This window comes from Chromobacterium alticapitis (assembly GCF_002924365.1).
GTDB lineage: Bacteria > Pseudomonadota > Gammaproteobacteria > Burkholderiales > Chromobacteriaceae > Chromobacterium > Chromobacterium alticapitis.
The window spans coordinates 384,330-401,085 of record NZ_PQWB01000017.1; the positions used below are offsets into that span (position 1 = coordinate 384,330).

Sequence of the window (16,756 nt, forward strand, 5' to 3'; positions counted from 1 at the left end):
CAATGAAACGTATTCTGCATCGTTAAGCGAGAAATCATGTTCTACGTGTTGTTCGCCACCATACTGGCCGTGGCGGCGGTTGCCGCCATCGCCGCCGCGCGCTTCTTCGACCCGGCCGTGGCCAAGATACTGGGCCGCGCCATCGGCGAGGAACTGGCCTTCGCCTGGCGCAAGTATGTGTTCTTCGCCATCGTGGTCAGCGGCATTTCCGGCGGCGTGCGGCCGTGGTCGCTGGAGCGCTACCTGGCGCCGGCGCCGGGCAAGGGCAGCACCCAGTTGGCGCTGGGCGGCGAGCGCTGGATGCTTGAGCTGTTCCAGGCCTTCATCAGCACCTTGCAATCCATCGCCTGGGTGGTGCTGCTGTTCTTCCTGTGCGCCATGCTGGCCTATGTGATCATGCGCGCCGTTGAATTCCGCCGCATCGAGGCGGATAACCGCCGCCGCGACGGCGAGTAAGGGCGGCCGCTCAGGCGCCTGCGCCGGCTCGTTCGCGAGCGGCGCATTTTTTTTCGCGGCGGATTCTCCCCGTTTTGACGGTTTATTGCGATGCTTGGCTGGGCGCTGCCATGATTTTCAAGAGTCGCAGGGATTGAAACCGGCGGTTTACATTGCGTTCGCACGCCGTTTCAATTATCAGTTTGTGCTGATTTACATGGCGTGGCACCGTGAATGCGGTTCGGCGGCGTCTTCGCTTGCCGATTGGCCATCTTCGGGCTGCGCCGCCTGGTCAGCGACGCGCCCAAGGGTTTGCTGACGCCGGTCATGGTGTTCATCGGTGTGCTGTCCAATGTGGCGTCCGATGTCGGCTACGTGGTGGTGATCTCGCTGGTGGCCATGCTGTTCGCCGCGTCCGGCCGCGGCTCGGCCTCCGCCAAGTGGGCTTTGCTCGCGCCCATCTTCGTGCCCATGCTGATGTTGATGGGCCTTTCGCCGGAGGCGACGCAGCTGGCGTACCGCATAGGCGATTCGGTGACCAATATCGTGACGCCGTTGATGACCTATTTCCCCATGGTGTTGGTGGTGGCCAAGCGCTATCTGCCGCAATACGGGCTGGGCAATCTGATCGCGCTGATGCTGCCGTATTCCGCGCTGTTTACGCTGGCCTGGTCGCTGATGCTGGTGCTATGGCTGGCCAGCGGCCTGCCTATCGGGCCGGGCGCCGCGTCGGTTCTGCCGCTGGCGGGCGGCTAGCGCGCCGCGGCGCAAAAAAAAACCCGTTCGAGCGAAGCGCGTACGGGGTTTTATCATGGGCGCAGCCCATGGCGCTTTAGCGGCCTATCTTGACCTGCGACCACAGCCGGTTCAGTTCGCGGCGGGACTTGGCGTCCAGGTCTTTCAGCGCCGCGTACTTGCCCTTGGCCGGGTCCAGCATGATGACCGGATTGGCCTTGATCTGCGGCTTGAAGAAGGCTTCGGCCGCCTTGACCGGGTTGGTGGCGCCGATCTGGTTGGAGATTTCCGCCGCGTTCTTGCCGTCCAGCATGAAGTTGATGAACTTGTGCGCCAGGTCCGGACGCGGCGCGTCCTTCAGGATGGTCATATTGTCGATGGCCAGCACATTGCCTTCCTTCTGCGGCTGGTAGGCCAGCTCGAACGGCCGCTTGGCGTTTTTCGCGTCCTGTTGCGCCTGGAACAGGTCGTTGGAATAGCCCAGCGCCACCCAGATATTGCCGACGGTCAGTTCCTTGATGTAGCTCTGGTTGTTGAACGCCGCCCAGTACGGCTTGGCCTGGCGGATGACCTCCGCCGCGGCCTTCCAGTCGGCCGGCTTGGTGGAGTTGGCGTCCTTGCCCAGATACATCAGTGCGGCGGCCATCAGTTCGCGCTGGCTGTCCAGCACGGTCACTTTGCCCTTGATTTTGGCCAGGATGGCGGGGTCGAATACCAGCGCCCAGCTGTTCGCCTTGTCGGCCAGGCCGGCTTTTTTCAGCTGGGTGGCGTTGTAGCCGATCAGCGTCAGCGACACCACGGTGGGCGCGGCGTAGCGGTTGCCGGGGTCGAAGGGCTGGTTGAGCGCCAGGTAGCCGCTGTTCAGGTTTTTCCAGTTGGGCAGTTTGCTTTTGTCCAGCGGCTGCAGCTTGCCTTGCTTTAGCAGGGTGTTCACGGCGAAGGCGGTGGGGAACACCATGTCGTAGCCCTTGGCGCCGGCGGCCAACTTGGCCAGCATTTCCTCGTTGTCGCCGTAGTAGTCCTGCACCAGCTTGCATTGGCAGGATTGTTCGAAGCGCTTGGCGGTGTCCGGCGACAGCGCGTTGTTCCAGTTGTAGATGTGCAGCACATCCGCGGCGAATGCCGAGCCCCAGGCTAGTGTCATCAGCGCCGAAAGAGCCAGCTTGTTCATAGCTTGTCATCCTTGTGTCAGATAAAAATGAAACCCCGGCCAGACACTGGCCGGGGGCGGGAAATGCTCGCAACCGTCTAGGCTGAGCGTTACAGCGCTACCATATTGTCGCGATGAATCAATTCAGGCTCGACGATGTAGCCGAGCGCGGCCTCGATCTCGCGCGTGCTCTTGCGCATGATCTGTCGCGCTTCGTCCGAGCTGTAGTTGACCAGGCCGCGCGCCACTTCGCGGCCGGCGGCGTCCACGCAGGCCACCGCTTCGCCGCGCAGGAATTCGCCTTCCACCGCGCTGACCCCCACCGGCAGCAGGCTGGTGCCGCGCTCGCGTATGGCTTGCGCCGCGCCGTCGTCCAGCAGCAGGCGGCCGGCCAGCTGCAGGTGGTCGGCCAGCCATTGCTTGCGCGCGGCCATGCGGCTGGTGGCGGCCACCAGCTGGGTGCCTATGGCTTCGCCGTCGGCTAACCGCGACAGCACGTGGGCCTCTCGGCCGCAGGCGATCACGGTGGCGGCGCCGCTGCGCGCCGCGCGCTTGGCGGCCAGGATTTTGGTGATCATGCCGCCGGTGCCGACGCTGGAGCCGGCGCCGCCGGCCATTTCCTCCAGCTTGGGATCGCCAGCCTCGGCCTCATGGATGAATTCGGCGTCAGGGTGCTTGCGCGGGTCGGCGCTGAACAGGCCTTTCTGGTCGGTCAGGATCACCAAGGCGTCGGCCTCGATCAGATTGGTCACCAGCGCGCCCAGGGTGTCGTTGTCGCCGAAGCGGATCTCGCTGGTGACCACGGTGTCGTTCTCGTTGATGATGGGCACCACGTTCAGATTGAGCAGGCTGGTCAGCGTGGAGCGGGCGTTCAGGTAGCGGGTGCGGTCGGCCAGGTCTTCGTGGGTCAGCAGGATTTGCGCGGTGCGCAGGCCGAAGGAGCGGAAAGCGCTTTCATAAGCCTGGCACAGGCCCATCTGGCCGACGGCGGCGGCGGCTTGCAACTCATGCACGCCCTTGGGGCGCACCGTCCAGCCCAGGCGCTGGCAGCCTTCGGCGATGGCGCCGCTGGATACCAGCACCACCTGCTTGCCGCGGCGTTTCAGTTCGGCTACTTCCTCCGCCCAGCGCGCCAGGGCGTTCAGGTCCAGTCCCCTGCCGTCGTTGGTTACCAGGCTGGAGCCTACCTTGACCACGATACGGTCGGAAGCGTGAATCACCGAATGCATCAACAGACCTCGCTATGAAAGCAAATGATTATAGAGAGGCCAGTGTAACCGAAAAAGCGCGGGGCTTGCGCGAGCTCAAAACAGTTCGCTGGGCCGGAATTCCATCAGCTGGAAATACGGAGATTGCTGCTGCAGCCGGGTGGAGCGGATCAGCCGCTCGCCGTTGGCGTCGCGCAGCCGGAATTCGCGCAGCTGGCTGAACGGCCGTCCCATCATCTGCAGCGCTTCGGGCTTGCCGTCGCGGGCCGGCAGCAGCAGGCAGCGCTGATAGGCGTCGCCGTTATGGGTGATGCTGGGCATGGCCAGGGCCGGCCTGGCGTGGGCGGCTAGGATCTCTACGCCGCACTCCAGTTCCTTGCCGCTGGGCTGCATCAGCACCCAGCGCACCGTGCATAGCCGCGCGGCCTCGGGCTGGTCCGGCGGGTTGATCAGCAGCAGCTCGCCGGCGCGCAGCGGCTGTTCGCGCGGAATGCCGCGCAGCAGGTAGCCGCTTTCGCTCTGGTTGACGATGACCAGCAGGCAGGGCAGCGGCGGCGGCCGCAGATGCGAGCTTTCCTCTTCGTCGCCCGCGCCAGGCAGCTGCCAGCTGTCGCCGTTGAGGCGATGCCAGATCTGCGCGGTGCCGGCGACGACTTCCATCACGGCCTGGGCGGATTCGCGGGCATGCTTGCGGCGGCGCGGCCGTTGCCAGGTTTCGCTGAGCTGGGCCAGCAGCTGGATTTCCTCGCCCACCATGCCGCCGCCGGGGGAGGCGCCGGTTTTCTGCAATTGTTCCAGGCTGCGGCGCATGCTGGCCAGCGGGCCGCTCAGGTCCAGCAGATAGCAGTGATCCTGCAGCGAGCCGGCCGCCGCCGGCAGATAGCGCGGCGGCGCGTCTTCCAGCGGGTCCAGCAGATAGCCGTGGCGGCTGTCCGACAGTTCGCGCACCGGCTGCAGCGCCACGTGGCGGGCCAGGTCGTAAACCAGCTGCCGGGCCAGGGTCATTTCGGCCGGCGATAGCCGGTTGGTGGCGGTCAGGCCCAGCAGCAGGATTTGGCGGTAAATGTCGGCCAAGGTGTCGTCGTTGGCCAGCGAGCGCTCATGCCAGCCTCGTTCCAGCGCCAGCGCGTACAGTTGGTGGCAGTCCAGCCAGAAGCCATCCGGCAGCGGGCAGTAGTATTGCTGGCAGATGTTCAGGCATTGCCGCGCCGCCATCATGGTGTACAGCAGCAGTTCTATCTTGGGCTGCTCGCGCTCCATCAGCCCCTGGCGGGCCAGCTTCTCGTTCAGCGTCTGCTTGAAATCGACGAACAAATTGGCGAACAGCTTGACGCCCACCACAGCCAGCTGGCGACTCTTGGGCGAGGCCAGGATGTCGCTGTGCTCGGTCTCGCGCTCCAGCAGCGGATAGTAGCGGTCCAGCGCCTTCAGATAAAGCTTGAGCAGTTTGTAGCGCTGCATCGGCTCGATGGGCGCGCGTCCCAGATGGTACAGCGCCTGCGCCAGCAGGCGGCCGCATTCCAGCAAGTCGGCGTAGGGCAGGCGCTCCAGCCAGGCTTCCACGCTGGCGGGCTGGGTATCGACGAGTTGCGGGTCCATATCCTTCTTTGGCAGTGCGAGCGGCGGCATCCAGGGGGCTCCGATGGCGGGACGCTGTATGCTATTTGTATTGTCTGGCCGCGACAAGCGCGTCAGGGCAGCGCGGTGGGGTCTCCCGGTTGAGCCTGGCCGCCGGCCAGCACCTCGTCCAGCGCATCCAGGCTCGCCTCGACCAGCCCGGCCATTTCTTCGTGGCTCAGGATGTAGGGCGGCATGAAATAGACTGTCTTGCCTATCGGCCGCAACAGGCACCCGCGTTTCAGCATGGCCGAAAAATACGCCAATGCAAAGTCCGCGCGGGAAGTATCCACGTCGAAGGCCCAGATCATGCCGCGCTGGCGGAAATGCCGGATGGCGGGGTGGCGGCGCAGCGGCTCCATCTGGAGGGTGAAAGCTTCGGCCTTGGCCCGGTTTGCCTCCAGCACGTTTTCATCCTCGAAGATGTCCAGCACCGCCAGCGCGGCGGCGCAGGCCAGCGCGTTGCCGGTGTAGCTGTGCGAATGCAGAAAGCCGCGCGCCACCTCGTCGTGGTAGAAGGCCTGGTAGATTTCGTCGCGCGTCAGCACGCAGGACAACGGCAGAAAGCCGCCGGTGATGCCCTTGGACAAGCACAAAAAGTCCGGGACGACGCCGGCCTGCTGGCAGGCGAAGAAGCTGCCGGTCCGGCCGAAGCCGACGGCGATCTCGTCGGCGATCAGGTGGACCCGGTATTGGTCGCACAGCCGGCGCAGTTCGCTCAGGTAGATGGGGTCGTGCATCGCCATCCCGGCCGCGCCTTGCACCAGCGGCTCCACGATCACGGCGGCGATTTCGCCGCCGTGCTTGGCCAGCAGGTTTTCCAGCGAGCGGGCGGCGCGCAGCGCGACATCGGCCGCGGTTTCGCCGGGCGCAGCTTGCCGGGCGTCCGGGCTGGGCGCGCGCAGGCCGGGCTTCAGCAGCTCGGCATAGGTGGATGAGAACAGCGGCACGTCGGTCACCGCCAGCGCGCCCGCGGTTTCGCCATGGTAGCTGTTCTCCAGGCTGACGAAGCGGGTCTTGCCCGGCTGGCCGCTATTCTTCCAGTAATGGAAGCTCATTTTCAGCGCGATCTCCGTGGCGCTGGCGCCGTCCGATCCATAAAACGCGTGCCCCAGGCCGGACAGCTTCGCCAGCCGCTCGGACAGCTCCACCACCGGGCGGTGGGTGAAGCCGGCCAGCATCACGTGCTCCAGGCTGTCCAGCTGGTCGCGTATCGCCTGCTTGATGCGCGGATGGCCGTGGCCGAACAGATTGACCCACCACGAGCTGACCCCGTCCAGATAGCGTTTGCCGTCGAAATCAGTCAGCCAGACGCCGTCTGCGCTGGCGATGGGCACGATGGGCAGGCTTTCGTGGCGCTTCATCTGGGTGCAGGGGTGCCAGACGGCGGCGCGGCTGCGTTCCAGCCAGCTTTGGTTGCTCATGGAGGGGCTCCTGTGGGGGGAATGGCGGATGCTAACACAGGGCGGCGATACGGCCGATGTGACGAAAAACGTCAGTTTATGCCGCGCCGTGGTCTAGGATTTGTCACAGGGCTGCGCTAAAGTCGCGGCGGGGCGGGCTGGCATGCTTCCTGCTCTACTGTCGGACACGACGAAGAGGCGCGCCGGACGCGCCCGTTATGGAAGAAGAGGCGGGGAAGTTGCGCAGGCCGCTGGCGACGCGGCTCCTTGCTTGGCTCAAGCTTGACTAGACCATGGAGTTCAACATGAAGAAACAAATGCAACAGGGTTTCACCCTGATCGAACTGATGATCGTGGTGGCGATTATCGGTATTCTGGCGGCGATTGCGATTCCGGCGTATCAAGATTACTCTACTCGCGCGAAAGTAACAGAAGGTCTGGGTTTTGCAGATGCTGCAAAAGTTACGATTGCTGAAAATGCGATGAATGGCGTCACGAATTTGGGTACAGGTATTCCTACCTTTAGCGCGACCTCTAACGTTTCGACCGTATCGGTAGATAGCGCGACAGGGACCATTAGCATTGGTTATACGACCGCTGTTGCTCCTGCCGCTTCTAATACTTTGGTTATTGTTCCGAATGCTGGTGGTGCTGCACTGGTTGGCGGTACTGCAACGACCTCCCCGATTACCTGGGTATGTTATGCTGCTGCTAAAGCAAGCGCTCCGACTGGTGGGTTGGCTCCGACCTTGCCTGCCAAGTGGGCTCCCGCAAACTGCCGTTAAAAAGTATTTTTGCATTGGAATACGGACAGCTTTGGCTGTCCGTTTTTTTTGAGCACCCTTATGAAAAGTCATCTTTCTGTTTGGTTTATTGCTGCGGCAGTGGCGCTCCCTTTTCTCAATCCTTGGCATTATGCGCCTAATGGTGATTGGGTGACTAATTCCAGTGTTTTGTTTTTTATATCACTTTACTTTTTTATTGGGCTTAAAGAACTGAATGGTTTGGTGGTTTCAAGGGTTTTTTTTCCTTTGTTGATGCTCTCTATGCTGTTTTTGACGATGCTTCAATATGGTTTTCCTGCAGTGGCTTGCTTGTTTTTATTTTTATCATGCCTGGTGCTTTGCATAGGAGCACTAGCAGACGGTGGTCGGGCCAAGCTTGTTGATTCACTGGCGTGGATGATTATTATTACGTCTTTGATTCAGTCTGCGATTGGGTTAGTGCAGGCGTTAGGTATGGCTGGTTTGGCGAGAGGGTGGATTCTTTTTAATAAGGATACCCCATTGGTGGTGATAGGGAATTTTGGACAGAGAAATTTGCTGGCAGAGTTTCTATGTTGGGGCATGATTTCATCATCGTATCTTTATGGGGTGCGGCGTCTTTCTGGCGCATGCTTGACTCTATTGCTTACTCTTTTTGCCATACTAATTGCGTGGACAAGCTCGAGAATGCCTGTTGTGTATTCACTTGGTTTTATATTCTTAGTAGGGGTGTGGTATTGGCGAGCCAGAATGGATGATGCTGTTGCCAGGATGGGGAGAGCACTTTTAATAACGGTATTCTTATTGCTGGTAATGCAGGTTTTGGGTGTTTATTTGGCTCATGGTTTGAATAGCTTGTTCCATTTTAACTTAGATGTTTCGAGTGGCTTTGAGAGATTGCAAGGGCCGGCTGGATCTGGTTTCAATCCAAATGACGTAGGCGCTGGGCCTCGTAGATTGGCTGAGTGGCGTAAGGCATGGCATGTTTTTCTGCTGCATCCTTGGTTTGGAGTTGGCTTAGGCGGATATGCTTGGCAGTCAGCTTGGTTGCAGGTTTATGGAGATGGACCGATTATTCCTCTAAGTGAATTGTTTATTCATTGCCACAATCTTATTTTGCAACTGCTGGCAGAGACGGGGCTGGTTGGTACGGCTATTTCATTGCTTGGTCTGATGTATTGTATTTTCCCATTCTTCAGAGCTGGGCAGCAAACGGTTCGGAATTTATTCTTAATATGCATTGCTATGACTTTGCTCTGTCACTCCATGGTTGAGTATCCTTTGTGGTATTTGCCGTTTTTGCTCATGCTTGTGTTAATTTGCGGGCTATCGCCAGCTCCTGTAATGAGGGTTGGTGTGAGTCAAGGTTTTTTTCGCGGGCTTGTTTTTATCTTTGGGGTTTTAGGCTTGGCGTATGTTGTAGTTGGTATGTTTTTCTATTGGAAAGTGGTGGATAACTATACGCCCACTAGCAATGCGATAGAGAATATGCGGCGCTCTATTAGAATGACGGAATTGGCAAGGAATCCTCTTTGGGCATGGGAGGGAGATATGGGGATCGTGGAATATTTGGAGCCAAGTTTCCCTCTGGCATTGCAGCGTGATATTTTGGAGAGAGTGGCGCGATATCAGCCATTTCCTGGTCCTTTGATTAAGTTGGCTATTGTTCGTGGGCTGGATAATGATGCCGCTGGGGCTAGGCAAGCATTGGTACTGGCATTGATTAATTACCCTGACAACACACCACGATATTTTCATGATTTGGCGAGATACCAAAATCCAGAATTGAAGCCATTGCAGGAACTCGCTCATAAAGCACTGATTGCGGGTTCGGTGGCCGGGGGGGAGACCGATGCCGGACGCAAAGCCATTATCCGTGCCGCATGTCCCGCTGCTGATCGTGGTGCAAGGTGTCTGTAACAGCCCGAAACACATGGCGGGTTCTACGGAGCCGGCGCATGCGGTATGCTGCCGGCTCCGCTGTTTCCGTCCATCTGGTCCGCCATGACTTTTCCGAAACTATCCGAGCGCCTGGCGCTGCTGGCGCTGGCGTTGATCGCCATCGTGCCGTTCGCCTCGCGCGTGCATTTCGTGCCGCTGCCGCAGTGGTTCGCCGAAATCAATGTGATTTGGCTGTTGTTGGCCGCCGGCATCCTGCTGATTCCGTCTGGCCGGCTGTTCGACGCCGTGCCGCGCGCTTCCTGGTGGTGCCTGCTGCTGGCCGCGGTGTGGGCCGTGCAGCCGCAATTCGTCCATCTGCTGTTTCCCGGCATGAGCTACGCCACGGCGCTGGGCTGGCTGTCGCTGGCGCTGCTGGCTTCCTTGACCGCGTCCTTGCGCGGCGCCTTCGGCGATCGCGATTTCGCGGTATGGTTGGCGCGCGCGATCATCGTCGGCGGCCTGGTGCAGTCGCTGATCGGCACCGCCCAAGTGACCGGCCTGGCGCCGGTCCTGGGACTGTTCTACGACAGCTCGCATCCCACCAGCAATATCTTTGGCCATATCGGCCAGCGCAACCAGTACGCGCATTATCTGATGTGGTCGGTAGCGTCCGGCGTCTATTTGTACGCGGTAGGCCGGCTGGGCCGAAACTGGCTGATCGCGCTGGTGCTGTGGATGTCGCTGATGCTGGCCTGGGCCGGTTCGCGCACCATACTGCTGTATCTGGTTGCCTTGTCCGCCTTGTCCGCGCTGTGGTACTGGCGCAGCCGCGAGGAGGCGCTGGGCCGGCTGATGAAGGCGATGTGGTTGAGCAGCGTCGTCATCGTGGCCGCGCAGTTCGCCTTGCCCCTGTTCAATCACCTGGTGTCCCTGCTGACGCACGCCGACGTGGAGAACGCTTCCGGCGTGGCGCGGCTGGCGGCCAACGGCGACGATATGGGCGCCCGACGCTTTGCCGAGATGCACAAGGCCTGGCTGACCTTCAAGGCGCATCCCATGTGGGGCGTGGGCTGGTCGCAGTACGCGGCGGAAAGCGTGCGGCTGCAGCCGCTGCCGCAGTTTGCCGCGGCAGGCTACAACAGCGGCCTGTTCACCAACGCGCACAATCTGCTGATGCAATTGCTGGCCGAAATGGGCGGCCCCGCCACCGGGCTGGTGGTGGGCGGCTTTGTCTGGGCGATATGGCCGTTCTTCCGCCGCGCCGCCACGCCGGAGGGCGTGCTGGCTTTGGGCTGTTTGGCCGTGACGCTGACCCACAGCATGCTGGAGTATCCGCTGTGGTACTTCTATTTCCTGGCCATGCTGGTGGTGTTCGCCGCCATGGCGCCGCGCGACGAGAAAACCGCTTCGCCCATGCTGCGCCTGCCTTTGCTGGCCGCGCTGGCCTGGGTGGGATGGCTGTCCATCAGCACCACGCCCATGTTCTGGGAACTGGTCAATCTGTACACGCCCACCGGCAACGCGCAGAAGGATGCCAAGCGCAGCGCGAGACTGGTCGAGATCATCGAAACCAAGCCGCTGTTCGCCTATCACGCGCTGTACACGCTGGACGACTATCTGCCGATCAACCGCGATAATCTGCGGCAGAAGCTGGCGCTGGAAGACAGGCTGACCGCCTTCCGTCCGTATCCGGACGTGATGCTCAAGCGCGCGCAGATGGAAATGCTGGCGGGTGAGCGCGCCAAGGCCGAGGAGACGCTGCGCACCACGCTGGCCTCTTTCCCCACCTATGCCGGGCAGTTCATCGAGACGCTGGGCGACGCGAACCCGGAATGGGAGCCGTTGCAGAAGGTTTGCCGCGAGGTCTACGACAAGCTGCCGCCCAAGTTCCGGACATTGCCGGAGTAAACGCCGGCCCGCCGGCGGCGGGCGCAAAAAAAGCCAGCTCATCGAGCTGGCTTTTTTTATGAGCGGGGCGGATCAGTGATCCAGCACCACGCCTTCGTTGAGCGCGGTTTTCATCTTGGTCAGCGCCTTGGCTTCGATCTGGCGGATGCGTTCGGCGGATACGCCGAACTCCGCGGCCAGCTCGTGCAGCGTGGAGCCGCTGTCGTCGGCCAGCCAGCGCGCTTCCACGATGCGGCGGCTGCGGGCGTCCAGCGTGGACAGCGCGTACTCCAGGCCCTCGGACTGCAGATGGTCGAAGGCGCGGCGTTCCAGCGCGCGGGTCGGCTCGCTGTGGCTGTCGGCCAGCCAGTCTATCGGCGCGTAGCTGTCCTCGTCGTCATTGTCGGCCAGCAGCGAGATATCCTGGCCGTTCATGCGGATTTCCATTTCGCGCACTTCTTCGGGCTTGACGCCCAGGTCGGCGGCGATGGATTTGGCTTCCTGCTCGGACAGCGCGGAGAAACTGCTCTTCATGCTGCGCAGATTGAAGAACAGCTTGCGCTGCGGCTTGGTGGTGGCGATGCGCACCAGGCGCCAGTTGCGCAGGATGAATTCGTGGATTTCGGCCTTGATCCAGTGAATGGCGAACGAGAACAGGCGGACGCCGCGGTCCGGCTCGAAGCGCTTCACCGCCTTCATCAGGCCGATATTGCCTTCCTGGATCAGGTCGGCCTGCGGCAGTCCGTAGCCGGCGTAGCCGCGCGCGACGGACACCACCACGCGCAGGTGCGACAGCACCATCTGCCGCGCCGCTTCCAAGTCGTTTTCCTGCTGGAAACGGGTCGCGAGATCGATTTCCTGTTCCGGCGTCAGCATGGGCACGCTATTCACGGCCTGGATGTATTGCTCCAGGCTGCCGCTGGTGGACGGGACGGGAAGGGCAAATGTTGTGTTCATTGCGATGGCTACCTCCTTGGGTAGTGCTATGTTAGCACTCGAGTATTGAGAGTGCTAGCAAGGAAAGGTTCCCGAGTCAATGATTTTAACAATCGGCCCGATAGCCGAAACCTTTCGCTTGTCATGTTTATTTCGGCTCCACCTTGCGCAGGTGATGGTCCGACGCCAGCCGCGCCCCCAGCATGGCAAGCAGGGCGGAGACGGCGATCAGGACCGCCAGCTCCGGCGGATTCAGCCCGCGCAACTCCACGCGCTCGCCATACAGCATGGCGAACTCGCGGATGGAGGGATTGGCCACCGCGGCGAGCCAGCTGGAGAGCCCCCAGGCCAGCAGCGCCGCCAGCACGCCCTGCCATAGCGCGTGGTACATGAAGGGACGACGGATGAAGCTGTCTGTGGCGCCTATCAGCTTGGATACCTCGATTTCGTCCTGCCGCGCCAGGATCTGCATGCGGATGGCGTTATGCGTTACCAGCACCAGGGCCAGACCCAGCGCCGCGCCGAGGAACCAGGTCAGCTTTTGGCCCATTTCCACCATGCCGAACAGGCGCTTGGCCCAATGGGCGTCGAACTGCGCCATTTCCACCATCGGCAGGCCGGACAGCTCCTTCTGCAGCATGTCCAGCTCTCGCGGCTCCATGGACTTGGGCGTCACCACGAAGGCGTCCGGCAGCGGGTTGCCGGCCAGGCCGTCGGACAGTCCGGACAGCCCGTTGCGCTGTTCCAGATCTTGCAGCGCCTTGCCCTTGCTGACATAAGTGAAGCTTTTCACCTTGGGGTGGTGGGACAGCGTGGTCTGCACTGCGGCCAGGTCCGCGTCCTCGGCCGCCAGCTCCATGAACAGCGTGATCTGCGGGGTGGCGGTGAGCCGGCCCACCCAGTCCTGCACGCTGCTGACGGCGAGGTATAGCGATAAGGGCAATGCCAGCGCCAGGGCCAGCATCAGCAGAGTCAGCATGCTGCCGAAGGGCTGGCGCAGAATCTTGACCAGGGCCTGTTTGGCGCTCTGCCAGTTCAGATACAGAAAGTGTTTCATGCGGCGAACTGTCCTTCCCTGAGGCGGATGATGCGGCGGCCGTAGTCTTCCATCAGCGTTTCATCGTGGGCGGAGATCAGCACGGTGACGCCCACCTGGTGGAAGGATTTGAACAATTCCATGATGTCCAGGGCGTAAGCGCGGTCCAGATTGGCCGAAGGCTCGTCCGCCAGCAGGATGCTGGGGCGGTGCACCACGGCGCGCGCGATGCACAGCCGCTGCTGCTCGCCGCCGGACAGGCGGATGGGCGTGCTCTTTTCCTTGCTCAGCAAGCCCACCTTGTCCAGCGCGGCGCGCACGCGCTTGGCGGCGTCGCGGCGGTCGAAGCCTATGATGTCCAGCGGCAGCATCACGTTGTCGAATACGCTGCGATCGAACAGGATCTTGTGGTCCTGGAACACCATGCCCAGGTGCTGGCGCACATAGGGCACCTGGCTGGCGCGCAGCTTGGACAGGTTCTGACCGTTGACGATGACGCCGCCGCTGGTGGCGCGCTCGATGCCGGCGACCAGCTTGAGCAAGGTGGATTTGCCGGCGCCGGAGTGGCCGGCGAGGAACACCATCTCGCCGGTTTCGATGGTGAACGACAGGTTCTTCAGGGCCTCGTTGCCGCCCGGATAGCGCTTGGTGACCTGGTCGAACTGAATCATGTGGGAGTTTCCCGCTTATTGGCTGAGAAAGGCGGCCGCAAGCGGCCGCAGGCTGTTTTTATTCGAACAGCGCGTCGATGTAGTCGCGGCTGTCGAAGGGGCGCAGGTCGTCTATGCTTTCGCCCACGCCGATGAAACGCAGCGGAATGGGGCGCTGCTTGGCGATGGCGGCGATCACGCCGCCCTTGGCCGTGCCGTCCAGCTTGGTCAGGATCAGGCCGGTCAGGCCCAGCGCATCGTCGAAGGCCTTGACCTGGTTGACCGTGTTCTGGCCGATATTGGCATCCAGCACCAGCACCACTTCGTGCGGAGCGTCCGGCAGGGCCTTCTGGATCACGCGCTTCACTTTCTTGATTTCTTCCATCAGGTGCAGCTGCGTCGGCAAGCGGCCGGCGGTGTCGGCCAGCACGATGTCTATGCCGCGGGCGATGGCTGCCTGGATGGCGTCATAGCACACGGCGGCGGAGTCGCCGCCTTGCTGGGCGATCACGGTGACGTTGTTGCGCTCTCCCCAGGCGATCAACTGCTCGCGCGCGGCGGCGCGGAAGGTGTCGCCGGCGGCCAGGAGCACGCTCTTGCCCTGGCTCTGATAGTACTTGGCCAGCTTGCCGATGGAGGTGGTCTTGCCGGCGCCGTTGACGCCGGTCATCATGATCACGAAGGGCTTCTTGCCTTCCACGTTCAGCGGCATCTGCAGCGGGCCTATCAGGTCCTGCAGCGAGTCTTTCAGCGCGCCTTTCAATTCGGACGAATCTTTCAGCCCCTTCAGCGATACGCGCTCTCGTACGTCTTGCAGCAGGTGAACGGTGGCGTCCATGCCCATGTCAGCGGTCAGCAGCACCGTTTCCAATTCTTCGTACAGTTCCTCGTCTATCTTGCCGCCGCCGAACAGGCCGGCGAGCTGCTTGCCCAGCTTGTCGCGCGTTTTGGCCAGGCCGGCTTTCAGGCGCTCGGTCCAGCTCATCTTTTTCAAGGGCGCGGCTTCTACCGCGGCGGCAGGCGTGGCGGCGGGGGCCGCCGAAACCGGCTCGATCGGCGCGGGAGCGGCGGCGATCGTGGTTTCGATCTGCGGCTCGACGGCGGGCGGGATCGCCTCCGGCGCGCTTTGCGCCGGCGCGGGGGATTCGATTTGCGGCGTTTCCGCCGGCTTGGGCTTTTTCTTGAAGAAGCTGAACATGCGTAAATGGACCAGGAAAAGCGATAAATGGCTAAATTGTATCCTCAAACGGCTTGGCGCACAGGATTGCGCGCATGGCGATGAGGTTGGCGCGCAACTAATATAAGGAATAAATCCGTTTTGCGTCGGCCATGCGACAGATTTGCGCGACAGCGGGAGGGAAAGAGGCGTTAAAGTCCTGATCAGGTTAAACTCCTGCGCTTGTTTCAAGAGTCGAGAGTCATGAGTCAGTCACGTAACAAGGTCAGAATCATCGGCGGCGAATTCCGACGCCGCATGTTGCCCTTCCCGGATGCCGCCGGCCTGCGCCCCACGCCGGACCGCGTGCGCGAAACGCTGTTCAATTGGCTGGGACAGGATCTGCACGGCAAATCTTGCCTGGATCTGTTCGCCGGCAGCGGCGCGCTGGGTTTCGAGGCGGCGTCCCGTTCTGCGCGGCGAGTGGTGATGGTGGAGAAGTCGCGTCTGGTGTGCGAGTCGCTGCAGGAAAATCGCCAATTGCTGAAGGCCGCCTCCTTGGATGTGGTGGGCGGCGATGCGCTACTGTATCTGAAGAATTGCAGAGAGCGCTTCGACGTCGTCTTTGTCGACCCTCCTTATGACTCCGATTTGCTGCAACAAGTGCTGCCGCTGCTGGCGAACTGCCTCAGCGAGGGCGGCGTGGCTTATGTCGAGGCCCGGCAGTGGCCGGAGGCTTTGCCGGAAGGGCTGGCGCTGCTGAAGAGAGACAAGGCCGGCATGGTTCAGTACGGCCTGCTGGTTCGCGCCCAGGACTGAGGGCTTGCCGTCGCCGCGCCGTCTAAGGATATAACCAGCGCGCGCTTGCGGCGCCAGGCGGCGGGTGACAGAATTCACGATGTGGAATACTTGAGGAAAATACTATGTCTTTGATGATTACCGACGAATGCATCAATTGCGACGTCTGTGAGCCGGAGTGCCCCAATAACGCGATCTCCCAAGGCGAGGAGATCTATCAGATCGATCCCAATCTGTGCACCCAGTGCGTCGGCCACTACGATGAGCCGCAGTGCCAGCAGGTCTGTCCGGTGGACTGCATCCCGCTGGATCCGTCCCATCCGGAGACAAAAGAAGAGCTTCACGAGAAGTATCTTAAAATTTCCGGTCAGGCCTGATGCTTGCAAGTGCTTGATTCAAAAGAAAACGCTCTGCCTTCTGTGGGGCGTTTTCTGTTTTTACGCAGAAAAATGCATTTTTTTTCGATAAAGGTGTTGACGACTGCTGGGGCTGTCTATAATATTCGGGTCTCTTTCAGGAGGGATTCCCGAGCGGTCAAAGGGATCAGACTGTAAATCTGACGGCTCTGCCTTCGAAGGTTCGAATCCTTCTCCCTCCACCAGAATTAGATGAAGCGCTTGGCAGTGAAGTTGAGCTGTCTTGTTGTAAAGCCAGGCGGGTGTAGCTCAATGGTAGAGCAGAAGCCTTCCAAGCTTATGACGAGGGTTCGATTCCCTTCACCCGCTCCAAGCGTTTGATTAGCCTGTTTTAGGGCCCATGTAGCTCAGGGGTAGAGCACTCCCTTGGTAAGGGAGAGGTCGGCAGTTCAATTCTGCCCATGGGCACCACCATTTAATGTAGCTTGTTTCGTATTCAGGAAATTTGCCATGGCTAAGGAAAAGTTCGAGCGGACCAAACCGCACGTAAACGTCGGCACCATCGGTCACGTGGACCATGGTAAAACCACTCTGACCGCTGCTATCACCACCATTCTGTCCAAGAAGTTCGGTGGCGAGGCTAAGGATTACTCCCAGATCGACAGCGCGCCGGAAGAAAAGGCTCGCGGTATCACCATCAATACCGCGCACGTTGAATACGAAACCGAATCCCGCCACTACGCT

16 protein-coding genes and 3 tRNA genes are annotated in these 16,756 nt (G+C 61.0%); 11 read left to right on the forward strand and 8 right to left on the reverse strand.

Annotated features, from left to right (window positions below; translation table 11 throughout):
* Positions 1-36 precede the first annotated feature (36 nt).
* Both C2I19_RS05690 and C2I19_RS05695 read left to right on the forward strand, forming a co-directional pair.
* Entirely contained in the window at positions 37-456 is a 420-nt protein-coding gene (locus tag C2I19_RS05690; RefSeq protein ID WP_103901736.1) for a hypothetical protein, read from the forward strand.
* A 213-nt stretch (positions 457-669) separates the two neighbouring features.
* Positions 670-1,191 (forward strand): AbgT family transporter, encoded by a 522-nt coding sequence (locus C2I19_RS05695; protein WP_103901737.1) that lies wholly within the window; start codon positions 670-672, stop codon positions 1,189-1,191.
* A gap of 76 nt (positions 1,192-1,267) precedes the next feature.
* On the opposite strand, the gene C2I19_RS05700 is transcribed toward C2I19_RS05695, so the two are convergent.
* From C2I19_RS05700 to C2I19_RS05715, 4 genes are all read right to left on the reverse strand, one after another.
* Positions 1,268-2,341, reverse strand: a complete 1,074-nt coding sequence (locus C2I19_RS05700) for an ABC transporter substrate-binding protein (RefSeq protein ID WP_103901738.1) — start codon at positions 2,339-2,341, stop codon at positions 1,268-1,270.
* 89 nt (positions 2,342-2,430) lie between these two features.
* Complete coding sequence (gene proB, locus C2I19_RS05705; RefSeq protein WP_103901739.1) at positions 2,431-3,549, reverse strand: glutamate 5-kinase; 1,119 nt, start codon at positions 3,547-3,549, stop codon at positions 2,431-2,433.
* 75 nt (positions 3,550-3,624) lie between these two features.
* A complete protein-coding gene (locus C2I19_RS05710) occupies positions 3,625-5,127 on the reverse strand; it encodes a cyclic-di-GMP receptor FimW-related protein (RefSeq protein WP_146056747.1) in 1,503 nt (500 codons plus the stop codon).
* Positions 5,128-5,219: 92 nt separating this feature from the next.
* Positions 5,220-6,569 carry an adenosylmethionine--8-amino-7-oxononanoate transaminase gene (locus C2I19_RS05715; RefSeq protein ID WP_103901741.1) on the reverse strand — a complete coding sequence of 450 codons (1,350 nt, stop codon included), beginning with the start codon at positions 6,567-6,569 and terminating at the stop codon, positions 5,220-5,222.
* A gap of 284 nt (positions 6,570-6,853) precedes the next feature.
* Here C2I19_RS05715 and C2I19_RS05720 point away from each other — a divergent pair, with 284 nt between their 5' ends.
* Genes C2I19_RS05720 through C2I19_RS05730 form a run of 3 tightly spaced genes read left to right on the forward strand, consistent with a single transcriptional unit; the run spans position 6,854 to position 11,101 of the window.
* Entirely contained in the window at positions 6,854-7,333 is a 480-nt protein-coding gene (locus C2I19_RS05720; RefSeq protein WP_158253643.1) for a pilin, read from the forward strand.
* Positions 7,334-7,393: 60 nt separating this feature from the next.
* Positions 7,394-9,232 (forward strand): PglL family O-oligosaccharyltransferase, encoded by a 1,839-nt coding sequence (locus C2I19_RS05725; protein ID WP_103901743.1) that lies wholly within the window; start codon positions 7,394-7,396, stop codon positions 9,230-9,232.
* Between the two features lie 45 nt (positions 9,233-9,277).
* On the forward strand, positions 9,278-11,101 hold the full coding sequence (locus tag C2I19_RS05730; protein ID WP_233201109.1) for a PglL family O-oligosaccharyltransferase: 1,824 nt from the start codon (positions 9,278-9,280) through the stop codon (positions 11,099-11,101).
* Positions 11,102-11,173: 72 nt separating this feature from the next.
* Here the strand turns inward: C2I19_RS05730 and rpoH are convergent, their stop codons facing one another.
* From rpoH to ftsY, 4 genes are all read right to left on the reverse strand, one after another.
* On the reverse strand, positions 11,174-12,037 hold the full coding sequence (rpoH, locus tag C2I19_RS05735; RefSeq protein ID WP_103901744.1) for an RNA polymerase sigma factor RpoH: 864 nt from the start codon (positions 12,035-12,037) through the stop codon (positions 11,174-11,176).
* 127 nt (positions 12,038-12,164) lie between these two features.
* Positions 12,165-13,073, reverse strand: a complete 909-nt coding sequence (ftsX, locus tag C2I19_RS05740) for a permease-like cell division protein FtsX (RefSeq protein WP_103901745.1) — start codon at positions 13,071-13,073, stop codon at positions 12,165-12,167.
* Positions 13,070-13,723 carry a cell division ATP-binding protein FtsE gene (ftsE, locus tag C2I19_RS05745; RefSeq protein ID WP_103901746.1) on the reverse strand — a complete coding sequence of 218 codons (654 nt, stop codon included), beginning with the start codon at positions 13,721-13,723 and terminating at the stop codon, positions 13,070-13,072. Before ftsE ends, ftsX begins: the two co-directional genes overlap by 4 nt.
* Before the next feature lie 58 nt (positions 13,724-13,781).
* Entirely contained in the window at positions 13,782-14,900 is a 1,119-nt protein-coding gene (gene ftsY, locus C2I19_RS05750; RefSeq protein ID WP_103901747.1) for a signal recognition particle-docking protein FtsY, read from the reverse strand.
* 222 nt (positions 14,901-15,122) lie between these two features.
* Here ftsY and rsmD point away from each other — a divergent pair, with 222 nt between their 5' ends.
* The 6 genes from rsmD to C2I19_RS05780 all read left to right on the forward strand — a co-directional run.
* A complete protein-coding gene (gene rsmD, locus C2I19_RS05755; protein ID WP_103901748.1) occupies positions 15,123-15,677 on the forward strand; it encodes a 16S rRNA (guanine(966)-N(2))-methyltransferase RsmD in 555 nt (184 codons plus the stop codon).
* Positions 15,678-15,781: 104 nt separating this feature from the next.
* Positions 15,782-16,033, forward strand: a complete 252-nt coding sequence (locus tag C2I19_RS05760; protein ID WP_103901749.1) for a YfhL family 4Fe-4S dicluster ferredoxin — start codon at positions 15,782-15,784, stop codon at positions 16,031-16,033.
* A gap of 139 nt (positions 16,034-16,172) precedes the next feature.
* A tRNA-Tyr gene (locus C2I19_RS05765) sits at positions 16,173-16,257 on the forward strand.
* A gap of 53 nt (positions 16,258-16,310) precedes the next feature.
* Positions 16,311-16,384: transfer RNA gene (locus C2I19_RS05770), tRNA-Gly, on the forward strand.
* Between the two features lie 24 nt (positions 16,385-16,408).
* A tRNA-Thr gene (locus tag C2I19_RS05775) sits at positions 16,409-16,483 on the forward strand.
* 39 nt (positions 16,484-16,522) lie between these two features.
* The coding region (locus tag C2I19_RS05780) for a GTP-binding protein (protein WP_233201110.1) at positions 16,523-16,756 on the forward strand (234 nt) is incomplete at its 3' end.